Genomic DNA, 11,710 nt, shown 5'->3' with positions numbered 1-11,710 from the left:
GGCGCCAGATCAGCCGCGCACGATATCCTGCCCGTCCATCACCCAGCCCTTGATGCCGCCGGCCAGATGCGCGTCGTAAGGCTTGCCGGAAGTCTGCGCGATCTCCGACGCCTGGAGCGAGCGCATGCCGGCCGCACACATGAACACGACGCGCTTGCCGTCCGGGTTGGGAATGGCGCGCGGATCGAAGCTGGAGAGCGGCAGGTTCAGCGACCCCGGAATATGCGCCATCTGGAATTCGTGCGGCTCGCGCACGTCAATCAGCAGGATCGAATCGGCGGAGAGTCCGCGGGCGACGTCGTCGGTGGAGAGATCTTGGACAGGCATGGCAGGTCTCGGCTCGGGTGAGTCAGGGGATCTCAGTATGGCCTAGGCGAGGACGATCCCGCCAGTGACGGGCGCCGTGACCCCCGTGGTCGAGGGATAGGTCAGCGGCAAGCCCATCATCGACCGCACTGCGAGGAAGGCGAAGGCCTGTGCCTCGAGGAAATCCGACGACCAGCCGACATCCTCGCCGGTGCGCACTTCCGCGCCGGTGGCATGGGCGAGAAGCCGCAGCAGCTCCGGGTTCCTGGCGCCGCCGCCGCAGACGACCCACAGCACCGGCGGATCGGGCACGAAATCGGCGGCGCGGGCGATCGAACGCGCAGTGAAGGCGGTCAGCGACGCCGCCCCGTCCTCGGTCGCGACATTGCCGACAATCGAGAAGGAGAATGCGTTGCGGTCGAGGGACTTCGGTGGCGGCTTCGCGAAGAAGGGATGGACCAGGAGCCAGGCGAGCAGGGCCTCGTCGGCCCGCCCGCGCGCCGCAGCGCCGCCGCCGGCATCCATGCGCGCGCCGGTCCGCTCGCCCATCCAGTCGTCGACCAGCGCATTGCCCGGCCCGGTATCGAAGGCGAGCAGCGCCTCGTCCGCAGCAATCAGTGTGACATTGGCGACGCCGCCGATATTGACCACCGCCAGCGGGCGGGGGAGGGCGGCCTGTGCGGCGAGAGCCCGGTGGAAGACCGGCACGAGCGGTGCGCCCTGGCCGCCGGCCGCGACGTCGGCCTGGCGGAGATCGTAGACGACGGGAATGCCGAGTCGCTGGCGCAGCGCCACCCCGTCGCCGATCTGCACGGTCAGCCCGATCGCCGGGCGGTGCAGCACGGTCTGGCCGTGAAAACCGACCACGCCGATGTCTCCGCGCGCGAGTCCGTTCGTCTCCAGGAACAGTTCGACCGCTTCGGCATGGGCGCGGGTGACGAGGGCCTCGGCCCGGGCGAGGAGGGGTGTACGGGTCGTGCGATCGGTGATCTGCGCGCCCTCCTTCAGGGCGGCGCGCAGGATAGCGCGTTCGTCCTCGCTATAGGCGCGGTAGCCGGTCGGGCCGAAGCCGCCGATGGTCTCGCCGTCGGTCTCGACCAGCGCCACGTCGACGCCGTCCATGGAGGTTCCCGACATCAGGCCGATGGCGCGCATGAGTCCCGCCGATTCGAAGGGTGAAATTGATCCCCGCCTCTGCTACACCGCGCCTCCTCCGGGGTTAAGTCCCGGCCTCAGCTCTCGTTGGAAAGATCATGACCGCCCCCAGCTCCGACTTCCTGCGCATCCTCACCGAGCGCGGGTTCATCCACCAGTGTTCCGACATGCAGGGTCTCGACGCCCTGGCGGCCAAGGGGGGTGTCGTCGCCTATGTGGGCTATGACTGCACGGCGCCCTCGCTCCATGTCGGGCATCTGCTGTCGATCATGATGCTGCACTGGATGCAGGCCACCGGCGCCGGCAAGCCGATCACGCTCATGGGGGGCGGCACGACCCGCGTCGGCGACCCCTCCGGCCGCGACGAGACGCGCAAGATCCTCTCCATCGACGACATCAACGCCAACAAGGACGCGCTGAAGGGCGTGTTCGCGAAGCTGCTGACCTTCGGCGAGGGCAAGACTGACGCCATCATGCCTGACAATGCGGAGTGGCTGACGAGGCTCAACTACATCGAGATGCTGCGCGATATCGGCCGGCATTTTTCGGTGAACCGCATGATGACGATGGACTCCGTGCGCATGCGGCTGGAGCGCGAGCAGGAACTCTCCTTCATCGAATTTAACTACATGATCCTCCAGTCCTACGATTTCGTCGAACTGGCCCGCCGCTACGGCACCAACCTGCAGATGGGCGGATCCGACCAGTGGGGCAATATCGTCACCGGCGTCGATCTCGGCCGCCGCATGGGCACCCACCAGCTCTATGCCCTGACCTGCCCGCTGCTGACCACGTCGTCCGGTGCCAAGATGGGCAAGACGGCGGCGGGCGCCGTCTGGCTCAACGCCGACATGCTGTCCAACTACGATTACTGGCAGTTCTGGCGGAACACCGAGGACGGTGACGTCGCCCGCTTCCTCAAGCTGTTCACGTTGTTGCCGATGGCCGAGATCGACCGCCTCGCCGCTCTCCAGGGCGCCGAGATCAACGAGGCGAAGAAGGTGCTGGCGACGGAAGCCACCGCGCTGGTGCGCGGTCGCGACGTCGCCGAGGCCGCCGCCGCGACGGCGAAGAAGACCTTTGAACAGGGCGCGCTCGGCGACGACCTGCCGGTGGTCACCGTCCCGGCCGCCGAACTCGCCTCCGGTATCGGCGTCCTCAGCCTGTTCGTCCGCGCCGGCCTTGTCGCCTCCAACGGCGAGGCCCGTCGCCAGGTCCAGGGCGGTGGTCTGAAACTCAACGACGAGACGGTGACCGACGCTCAGGCGGTGGTGACCGAAAAGGCCCTGAGGGACGGCGTCGCCAAGCTGTCCTTCGGCCGCAAGAAACATGTGCTGGTGAAGGCAGGGTGAGACCATGACGATGAAGTTCTTCTACGGCCCGAAGACCTGCGCGCTGGCCTCGCGCATCGCGCTGGAAGAGGCCGGCGCGGCCTATGAACCCGTCCGGGTCGACTTCGCCTCGGGCGAGCAGACCAAGCCGGCCTTTCTCGCCGTCAATCCCAAGGGTCGCGTCCCGGCCCTGGTCACCGAACGTGGCGTGCTGACGGAGAACGTCGCGATCCTCGCCTTCGTCGCCCAGAGCCATCCGGACAAGGCCCTGGCGCCGCTCGACGACCCCTTCGCCTTCGCGCAGATGCAGGCCTTCAACAGCTACCTCGCCTCCACGGTGCATGTGAACCACGCCCACAAGCACCGCGGCGCCCGCTGGGCGACCGAGGAGAGTTCCTTTCTCGACATGCGCCGCAAGGTGCCGGAGACCATGGCGGCGAGCTTCCGCCTCATCGAGAACGACTTCTTCCGCGGCCCCTGGGTCATGGGCGAAGCCTATTCGGTGGCGGACGCCTATCTCTTCACAGTAACGCGCTGGCTGGAGGGCGACGGCGTCGACATGGCGCAGTTCCCGCGCGTCGCCGACCACCTCGCCCGCATGGGCGAGCGCCCGGCCGTCAAGGCGGCACTGGCAGGGGAGTGAACCTCAGTAGCGGTAGCGGCACTGGGCGATCTCGAGTACCTCGCCGCGCACGCGGTAGACGAGGCGGTGCTCCTGGTCGATACGCCGCGACCACCAGCCCTGGAGTTCGTTTTTCAAGGGCTCGGGCTTGCCGGTGCCGGTGAAGGGCGTTCGGGTGCACTCGTCGATGAGGTTGTTGAGTCTTTTCAGGAGTTGCCGATCCGTGTCCTGCCAGTATCGGTAGTGCGCCCAGCCGCGTGGCGAGAAGGCGATGATCATTCCTCCAGTTTCCTGACGACCCCCAGCCCGGCATCGAGTTCGGCGATCGATGCCAAGAGTTCCTCGCGATTGCGCGGGCTCTTGAGGAGATAGGTCGTCTCCTCCATCGACGTGTAATCCTCCAGCGAGATCAGCACCGCGGGCGGCTTGCCGCCCTCACGGGTGATCAGCACCGGTGCATGGTCGGCCGTCACCTGATCAAGAGTGGCGGCGAGGGTCTTGCGAAGTTCGGTCGAGGTCTTGACACGCATGGAAAGAGTGTACGTCAAAACGTACGCAATCTCAACGCCGCCGCGGCGCCGCCCAGGGCCTTGCTCCGGCATCGCGCGCCGTGAAGGCGGCGATGGCATCGCCTTCGGCCAGCGTCAGGTCGATGTCGTCCCAGCCGTTCAGCAATTGCGTCTGCCACACCGGATCGATAGCGAAGGGTACCACGACATTGCCGCAGGCGATGGTCTGCGCCGCGAGGTCGACGGTGACCGGCAGGTCCGCGGTGTCGAGCAGCCTTTCCGCGTCCTCCTCGCTCACCATGGCCGGCACCACGCCGTTCTTGACGCAATTGGACGCGAAGATGTCGCCGAAGGTGGGGGCGATGACGGCGCGGAAACCGAAATCCGCCAGCGCATAGACCGCTGCCTCGCGCGACGAGCCGCAGCCGAAATTGCGCCGTGCCACCAGGATGGTCTGGCCGGCGCGGGGGGCAGGGGCGGTGCCCTCGGCGGCAAGGTCGTGCAGGAGAAAGCGGCCATAGCCCTCCGGCTGGCGCGGCTCCTTCATGAAGCGCGCCGGGATAAGCTGGTCGGTGTCGATATTGGCCACCGGCAGCTTCAGCATTGCGGCCGTGTCACAGGTGAAGGGTTTCATCCGAATCGCCTGACATCGGTGAGCCGGCCGTTGACGGCCGCCGCCGCCGCCATGGCCGGGGACATCAGGTGGGTACGCGCGCCCGGCCCCTGGCGGCCCTTGAAATTGCGGTTGGTTGTCGAGGCGCAGCGCTCGCCCGCGGGAACCATGTCGCCGTTCATGCCGACACACATGGAACAGCCCGATTCCACCCAGTCCAGCCCGGCCTCGGTGAAGATGCGGGCGAGGCCCTCCTCCTCGGCCTGGCGCTTGACCAGCGAGGAGCCCGGCGAGACCAGGCCCGGCACCACCGCCTTGCGGCCGGCAAGGATCTGCGCCGCGGCGCGCAGGTCCTCAATGCGCGCATTGGTGCACGAGCCGATGAAAACCCGGTCGATGGCGACCGATTGCAGCGCCTGTCCCGGCGAGAGCCCCATGTAGTCGAGCGCATCGCGCGCCGCTGCCGCCTTGATCGGGTCGCTGATGCGGTCGGGATCGGGCACGTGGGCATCGATCGGCAGGGCCTGTTCCGGGCTGATACCCCAGGTGACGGTCGGAGCGATAGCGGCCGCGGCGAAACTCACCTCGCGGTCGAAGACGGCGTCGGCGTCGCTGGCGAGGTCGGCCCAGTCCGCCAAGGCCAGGTCCCACAGCGCCCCCTCAGGGGCGAAGGGCCGGCCCTTGAGATAGGCGATGCTGGTGGCGTCGGGCGCCACCATGCCGCAGCGCCCGCCGGCCTCGATGGACATGTTGCAGAGAGTCATCCGCCCCTCCATCGACAGCGCCCGGATCGCCGAGCCCGCATATTCGATGGCGTGGCCAGCTGCTCCGTCGGCGCCGATGGCGGCGATGACGGTGAGCATGATGTCCTTGGCGGTGATGCCGGGCGCGGTCTGTCCCTCGACGCTGACCCGCATCCGCTTTGGCTTCTTTTGCCAGAGCGTCTGGGTCGCCAGCACATGGGCGACCTCGGAGGCGCCGATCCCGAAGGCATAGGCGCCGAAGGCCCCATGGGTGGAGGTGTGGCTGTCGCCGCAGACGACGGTGAGGCCCGGCAGGGTGAGGCCCTGTTCGGTACCCGTCACATGGACGATGCCCTGTCGCCTGTCATCGAGCCCGAACAGCGTGATGTGATGGGCGGCGGTATTGGCGCCAAGCTGGGCGACCATGCGGGCGATGGAGGGATCGGGCACCGGGCCGTCACGGCCGCGGGTCGGAACATAGTGATCGGCCACCCCGAAAGTGAGGTCCGGCCGCGCCACCGGCACGCCCCGGGCCGCAATCTGGCCGAAGGCGTGATGCGAGCCTTCATGGACGAAATGGCGGTCGATCCACAGCAGCGACAGGCCATCGGCGCGGCTGCTGACCACGTGGCGATCCCAGAGCCTGTCGAACAGGGTGGCGGGCAACTGCACTCTCGACTCCAAGGCGACGCTTGACGAGCCAACATTGTATCATAGGATAGACAAAGCTAGAAATATCTTTATCTCTATCCATCGAACAGGCCGGCAGACAAATGCAAACCGTCGCACTGCCTAGCAAGGGGTCCGCGCCAATGCGCCCCGGTGTGACAACCGGACTGCGAGGGAGCGAGCCCATGGCTGAAGCCATCGAAACATCCAAGACGCGCCGGGTCTATCTCACCTTGCGCGACCGAATCTCGTCGGGGGAACTGACGCCGGGCACCCGCCTGCCGTCGGAGCCGGACCTCGCCGATCTGCACGACGTCTCACGCGTGACGATTCGCCGGGCGCTGGCGGAACTCGAGCGCGAGGGTCTGATCTCACGCCGGCCGGGTGCCGGAACCTTCATCACGGCGCGGATGATCAAGCGGCCGATCGTCGCGGACCTGTCGAACGCGCTCGCCCATCTGGTCGAGATGGGGCGGTCCACCGACGTCCGGCTCCTGCAGTTCGGCTATGTGGACGCCAATCCCGATGTCGCCGAGGCGCTGAGGCTCGACGCCGGCGAGCGGGTGCAGCGTTCGGTGCGCGTGCGCATCATCGACGGCGAGCCCTTCTCCTATCTCGTCACCCATGTGCCTCAACGCATCGGCATGACCTTTACCGAGGCGGAACTGGGTGTGCAGCCGCTTCTGACCCTCATCGAGCGCTCCGGCGTCAAGGTCGATCGTGCCACCCAGACGATCTCCGCCGCCCTCGCAGGTCCGGACATCGCCGAGGCGCTCGGCGTCGACATCGGTGCGCCGCTGTTGTCGCTGAACCGCGTGGTCTTCGACGTGAAGCGGCGCGGCATCGAGCATCTCGCGGCCTTTTACCGGCCGGACCGCTATTCCTTCCAGATGGATCTGGTCCGCATCGATTCCGGCGGAGACAGGCTGTGGTCCCCGGTCGAGCGCCTGCGCATGGGCGTCGGCCTGAACGGGGCCGGCGCCAACGACTGACAGGATTCCCACCGGCCTCGCGGCTGGCGGCTTCGACAGAATGACAAGAACCGGCCGAAGCCGGTCGTCTTTCAGAGTGTAACAGACGGAGAAGAGCGACCATGACCGCCTGGAATGAAACGACGCGACGCAGCCTTCTGAAGTCCGGCGCCGCGGGTGCCGCCATCCTCTCGGCCCCGGGCCTCCTGCGGGCGCAAGCCGCCCCCGTGAAACTCGGCATCCTCCAGCCGGTGACCGGGGCGCTCGCCCAGGACGGCGAATATGGCCGCCTCGGCGCCCAGCTTGCCATCGACGAGATCAACAAGGCCGGCGGCATCAAGTCGCTCGGCGGCGCCAGGATCGAAATGGTCTTCGGCGACGCCCGCTCGAGTCCGGAGGCGGGCTCCCAGGAGGTGGAGAAGATGCATGCCGAGGGCGTCTCCGCCATCGTCGGCGGCTTCGCCTCGCCGATCTGCCTCGCCGCCTCGCAGGCCGCCTCGCGCTACGACATCGCCTATGCGGTCGATGTCGGCGTCTCCGACCAGATCGTCTCGCGTGGGCTGAAGAACACCTTCCGCTTCGGCCCCGGCTTCGGCGCCGTGACCCGCGCCGCCATCGACAACCTGGTCAAGCTCAACGATGCCGCCGGCAAGCCGGCCAAGACCGTGGTGCTGGTCCATGAGGACGGCCTCTTCGGCTCGGGCCTCGCCAAGCTGATGAACGATCGCCTGTCAGCCCTCGGCTTCCAGATCCTCGAGACCATCCCGCATCCGACGCCGGCCCGCGACATGTCCAATGTCGCCCTGCGCATCCGGGCGCTCAACCCCGACCTCGTCATCCCGTCGAGTTATTACGGCGAGTTCGTGCTGCTCGCCCGGACGATGCAGCAGCAGCGGATCCGTCCCAAGGGCATCTATGCGGTGCTCAACGGTGCGGCCTCGAACTTCCGCTTTGTCCGTGAATTCCCCGACGCCGCCAACAATGTCATGGATTGCAACCACTGGGCCGATCCGCGCAAGCCGAAGACAGCCGAGCTGCGCCGACAGGTCGAGGCCACGGGCCGCTTCTGGCTCTACAACGTGCCGCTGAACTATTCCTCGGTGCGGCTGGTTGCCGATGCCATCGAGCGCTCCGGTTCGCGCGATCGCATCAAGATCATCGAGGCCATGGCGACCTCCACCTTCACCGACCACATCATGCCCTATGGTCCGACGAAGTTCGAGAACGGCCAGAACACCGCCGCCGCTCCGGTCAACACCCAGGTCCAGAATGGCGACATCAAGGTGATCTTCCCTGACACCTTTGCCGACGCCAAACCGGTCTTCCCGGTCACCGGCTGACGCTGCCGCCCCGCTCCCCCGCCCCGCGGCCGGTTCGCCCGCCGCGGGGTCGTCATGCCGGTGAGGTTCTTCTCCCGTGTTCAGGTCCTATCCGCCGCAGATCGTGCTTGAGGCCGTGCTCAACGGCCTGCTCACCGGCGCCGTCTATGCCCTCGTGGCGCTCGGCCTGACGCTGGTCTATGGCGTTCTTCACATCATCAACTTCGCCCATGGCGCCATGCTGACGCTGGCCATGTTCGCCGTCCTCGTGGCCCATCTCGGCTTCGGCATCGATCCCTACCTTGCCATCCTGCCGCTGACGCCGCTGTTCTTCGCCTTCGGCTACGGCCTGCAGCGCTTTGTCATCTCGCCGGCGAGCCGCAACGATGACGGCGCTATCCTCCTGGTGACACTCGGCCTGTCGATCGTCATCGAGAACCTCCTCCTCGCCATCTTCCGCTCCGACACGCGGTCGCTGACCCTCGACTATTCCTTCTCCGTGGTCGATCTCGGCTTCGCGCTGCTGTCGCTGCCGCGCGTCATCGGCTTCGGCGTCGCGCTGGTCGTCGCCGCCGCGCTCTGGGCCATCCTTGCCCTGACCGATACCGGCAAGGCGATCCGGGCTGTGGCGAAGGAGAAGCTCGGCGCCTCCCTCGTCGGCATCGACGTCAACCACATCTATGCCGTCACCTTCGGCCTCGGCGCGGCGACGCTGGCAGTGGCCGCCTGCCTGCTCATGCCGTCGTTCTACGTCAATCCGCGGGTCGGCAATGCCTTTGTCCTCGTCGCCTTCACCGTTGTGGTGCTCGGCGGCATGGGGTCGATCGCAGGCGCCCTGGTCGGTGGCCTCGTCATCGGCGTCGTCGAGAGCCTGTCGGGCCTCTATCTCGGCGAAAGCCTTGGCCAGATCGGCATCTTCCTCATCTTCATCCTGGTCCTGCTGTTTCGCCCGACCGGCCTGTTCGGGGCGAAGGCATGAGTTCCGGAACCTTCGCCGCCTATCGCCCGATCCTCATCGCCATCGCAGCCCTTGCGGCCCTGCCGCTGGCCGTGCCCATGCTCGTTAGCGCCGGCCTCTTCGCCGGTGCCAACACCTTCTACAACCTGATGATCTTCATCCTGATTATCACTCTGGCGGCACAGGGCTGGAACATCGCCGGCGGCTATGGCGGCCAGTTCTCCTTCGGCCACGCCGCCTTCTTCGGCACGGGCGCCTATGCCCAGGCGGTGCTGCAGACCCGCTACGGCGTCAATGCCTGGGCGGCGCTGCCGGTGGCCATGGCGTTGGGCGGCCTGGTCGGCGCGGTGATCGGCCTGCTCGCCTTCCGCGCCCGCCTGCGTGGCTCCTATTTCGCGCTGGTCACGCTCGCCTTCGCCGAGGTCTTCCGTATCCTCGCCAACGCCACCCCGATCACCGGCGGCGCCGCCGGCACGCTGGTGCCGCTGCGCATCGGCTTTGGCCAGATGCAGTTCGAGGCGCCGGCCGCCTTCTTCTACCTCGCGCTCGGTTTCGTCGCCGTCGTTCTCCTCCTCAACCGCCTGCTGGAGCGCTCGCGCTTCGGCGCCTGGCTCGTGGCCGTCAGGGAAAACGAGGACGCCGCCCGCGCCCTCGGCGTTGACACGCTCACGGTCAAGCTCAAGGCGATCACGCTCTCGGCAGCCGTCACCGCCGTGGCCGGCGCGCTCTACACCCAGAAGTTCCTCTATGTCGACGCCAACATCGCCTATGGGGCCTGGATCTCTGTGGAGGCGCTTCTCGCCCCCATCGTCGGTGGCATCGGCACGGTTTTCGGCCCGCTCATCGGCGCCGTCGCGCTGATCGGGCTCGGCGAGGCGGCGAAGACCTTGATCCACTCCGCCTTCGGCTCCGCCGTTCCGGGCGTCGACCTCGTCGTTTACGGCCTGTTGCTGATCGTCGTCATCGCCTTTGCGCCGCGTGGCCTCATCGGCCTCCTCAGGGCCGGGGGAGGGCGCTGATGCTGGAGGTCCACAGCCTCACCAAGCGCTTTGGCGGCCTCGTCGCGGTCAGCGACGTCAGCCTCACCGTGCCCGAGGGCTCGATCACCGGGCTCATCGGCCCGAATGGCGCCGGCAAGACCACGCTCTTCACGCTGGTCTCCGGCTTCCAGACCCCGAGCGCCGGTCGTGTGCTCTTCTGCGGCGAAGACATCACCGGGCGCACGCCGGAGAGGCTCGCGGTCCTCGGTATCGCTCGCACCTTCCAGATCGTCCAGCCCTTTGCCGGCCTGTCCGTGCTGGAGAATATCGCGGTTGGCGCCTATCTGCGCTTCCCCCACCGGGCCGACGCCATGGCCCATGCCGGGGCGGTGGCGGAGAGGGTCGGTCTCACCGATCTCGGCCGCCCGGCCGCCTCGCTGACAGTGGCCGGACGCAAGCGGCTGGAGCTCGCCCGGGCGCTGGCGACCGGTCCGCGCCTCGTCTTACTCGACGAAGTGCTAGCCGGCCTCAACCCCTCCGAGATCCGCGACATCATCCCGGTGATCCGGGCGATCCGGGACGCCGGGGTGACGATCCTGATGATCGAACATGTCATGCAGGCGGTGATGAGCCTGTGCGAACATGTCCATGTCCTCGCCAACGGTCGCCTTATCGCCGCCGGCACGCCGGCTGAGGTGGTGGGCAATCCGGCGGTCGTCGAGGCCTATCTCGGTCACGGCGCGGCGGGACGCCTGCAGAAGGGGGCGGCCCATGGCTGAGCCGATCCTGTCCGTGGACGGCCTCGTCGCCGGCTATGGCGCGACGGAAATCCTGCGTGGCCTGTCGATGAGCGTCGCCCCCGGCGAGATCGTCGCCGTCCTCGGCTCCAACGGCGTTGGCAAGACGACGCTGAACATGGTCCTGTCGGGGATCCTGCGCTCCAGCGCTGGCACGGTCCACTTCCTCGGCGAGAACATCACCCGCGCGTCGCCCGGCGAGATCGTCGCGCGCGGCCTGATCCACGTCCCGGAGGGGCGCAAGATCTTCCCCAACATGACGGTGCGCGAGAATCTCGTGCTGGGCTCCTACCGGCGCGGCAAGGCGGTGCGCGCCGGCAATCTCGAGCGGGTATTCTCCACCTTTCCCCGCCTGCGCGAGCGCAGCGGTCAACTGGCGGGAACCCTTTCGGGCGGCGAGCAGCAGATGCTCGCCATCGGCCGCGGCATGATGGCCGAGCCGAAGCTGCTGATTCTCGACGAGCCTTCGCTCGGCCTCTCGCCGCTGCTGGTGGAGGAAATGTTCACCCTGGTGCGGCAGATCCATGCCGAAGGGCTCTCTATCCTGCTCGTAGAGCAGAACGTCGTCCAGTCGCTGGAGGTTGCCTCCCGTGCCTTCATTCTGGAAAACGGCATCTTCGCGCTGTCCGGGACAGCAGCGGACCTCGCTGCGAGCGACGATCTGCGCCGCGCCTATCTGGGCCTGTAACAGTGGCCCGTCATTGTCCTTCCAAGTCTTTCATGACCAAGCGCCTTGC

Annotated in this window: 14 protein-coding genes; 8 read left to right on the top strand and 6 right to left on the bottom strand. The window is 67.3% G+C overall.

All coding sequences use genetic code 11. From position 1 onward, the window contains the following. Window positions 1-9 precede the first annotated feature (9 nt). The gene (locus Q0C57_RS07830; RefSeq protein ID WP_296574550.1) at window positions 10-327 is read right to left on the bottom strand and encodes a rhodanese-like domain-containing protein; all 318 of its coding nucleotides are present in this window, start codon (window positions 325-327) and stop codon (window positions 10-12) included. A 42-nt stretch (window positions 328-369) separates the two neighbouring features. Next, complete coding sequence (locus Q0C57_RS07825; RefSeq protein ID WP_296574548.1) at window positions 370-1,461, bottom strand: anhydro-N-acetylmuramic acid kinase; 1,092 nt, start codon at window positions 1,459-1,461, stop codon at window positions 370-372. A gap of 98 nt (window positions 1,462-1,559) precedes the next feature. Between Q0C57_RS07825 and tyrS the strand changes: the two genes are divergently transcribed. Next, on the top strand, window positions 1,560-2,813 hold the full coding sequence (tyrS, locus tag Q0C57_RS07820; RefSeq protein WP_296574545.1) for a tyrosine--tRNA ligase: 1,254 nt from the start codon (window positions 1,560-1,562) through the stop codon (window positions 2,811-2,813). A 4-nt stretch (window positions 2,814-2,817) separates the two neighbouring features. Further along, window positions 2,818-3,435: a glutathione S-transferase N-terminal domain-containing protein gene (locus Q0C57_RS07815; protein WP_296574542.1), complete on the top strand. Its 618-nt coding sequence runs from the start codon at window positions 2,818-2,820 to the stop codon at window positions 3,433-3,435. A 3-nt stretch (window positions 3,436-3,438) separates the two neighbouring features. On the opposite strand, the gene Q0C57_RS07810 is transcribed toward Q0C57_RS07815, so the two are convergent. The 4 genes from Q0C57_RS07810 to leuC are packed head-to-tail and all read right to left on the bottom strand — an operon-like array spanning window position 3,439 to window position 5,951. After that, complete coding sequence (locus tag Q0C57_RS07810) at window positions 3,439-3,693, bottom strand: Txe/YoeB family addiction module toxin (protein WP_296574539.1); 255 nt, start codon at window positions 3,691-3,693, stop codon at window positions 3,439-3,441. Further along, window positions 3,690-3,944, bottom strand: coding sequence for a type II toxin-antitoxin system Phd/YefM family antitoxin (locus Q0C57_RS07805; protein WP_296574536.1), 255 nt, complete (start codon window positions 3,942-3,944; stop codon window positions 3,690-3,692). The genes Q0C57_RS07810 and Q0C57_RS07805 overlap by 4 nt, the downstream gene beginning before the upstream one ends. A 31-nt stretch (window positions 3,945-3,975) precedes the next feature. Then, window positions 3,976-4,557, bottom strand: coding sequence for a 3-isopropylmalate dehydratase small subunit (leuD, locus tag Q0C57_RS07800; RefSeq protein WP_296574533.1), 582 nt, complete (start codon window positions 4,555-4,557; stop codon window positions 3,976-3,978). Beyond that, window positions 4,554-5,951 carry a 3-isopropylmalate dehydratase large subunit gene (leuC, locus tag Q0C57_RS07795; protein ID WP_296574531.1) on the bottom strand — a complete coding sequence of 466 codons (1,398 nt, stop codon included), beginning with the start codon at window positions 5,949-5,951 and terminating at the stop codon, window positions 4,554-4,556. Before leuC ends, leuD begins: the two co-directional genes overlap by 4 nt. 182 nt (window positions 5,952-6,133) lie before the next feature. On the opposite strand from leuC, the gene Q0C57_RS07790 reads away from it, so the two are divergent. From Q0C57_RS07790 to Q0C57_RS07765, 6 genes are all read left to right on the top strand, one after another. Further along, window positions 6,134-6,940, top strand: a complete 807-nt coding sequence (locus Q0C57_RS07790) for a GntR family transcriptional regulator (protein ID WP_296574529.1) — start codon at window positions 6,134-6,136, stop codon at window positions 6,938-6,940. Between the two features lie 101 nt (window positions 6,941-7,041). After that, window positions 7,042-8,259, top strand: coding sequence for an ABC transporter substrate-binding protein (locus Q0C57_RS07785; RefSeq protein ID WP_296574526.1), 1,218 nt, complete (start codon window positions 7,042-7,044; stop codon window positions 8,257-8,259). Window positions 8,260-8,335: 76 nt separating this feature from the next. Next, on the top strand, window positions 8,336-9,217 hold the full coding sequence (locus tag Q0C57_RS07780; RefSeq protein WP_296574523.1) for a branched-chain amino acid ABC transporter permease: 882 nt from the start codon (window positions 8,336-8,338) through the stop codon (window positions 9,215-9,217). A gap of 77 nt (window positions 9,218-9,294) precedes the next feature. Next, window positions 9,295-10,215: a branched-chain amino acid ABC transporter permease gene (locus tag Q0C57_RS07775; RefSeq protein ID WP_296574674.1), complete on the top strand. Its 921-nt coding sequence runs from the start codon at window positions 9,295-9,297 to the stop codon at window positions 10,213-10,215. Next, window positions 10,215-10,955 carry an ABC transporter ATP-binding protein gene (locus Q0C57_RS07770; RefSeq protein ID WP_296574521.1) on the top strand — a complete coding sequence of 247 codons (741 nt, stop codon included), beginning with the start codon at window positions 10,215-10,217 and terminating at the stop codon, window positions 10,953-10,955. Before Q0C57_RS07775 ends, Q0C57_RS07770 begins: the two co-directional genes overlap by 1 nt. 4 nt (window positions 10,956-10,959) lie before the next feature. Continuing rightward, window positions 10,960-11,661, top strand: coding sequence for an ABC transporter ATP-binding protein (locus tag Q0C57_RS07765; RefSeq protein ID WP_296574672.1), 702 nt, complete (start codon window positions 10,960-10,962; stop codon window positions 11,659-11,661). Window positions 11,662-11,710 lie beyond the last annotated feature (49 nt).

The organism is Phreatobacter sp. (assembly GCF_022843985.1).
Classification (GTDB): Bacteria; Pseudomonadota; Alphaproteobacteria; order Rhizobiales; family Phreatobacteraceae; genus Phreatobacter.
This window is presented reverse-complemented; position numbering and strand designations above follow the sequence as displayed.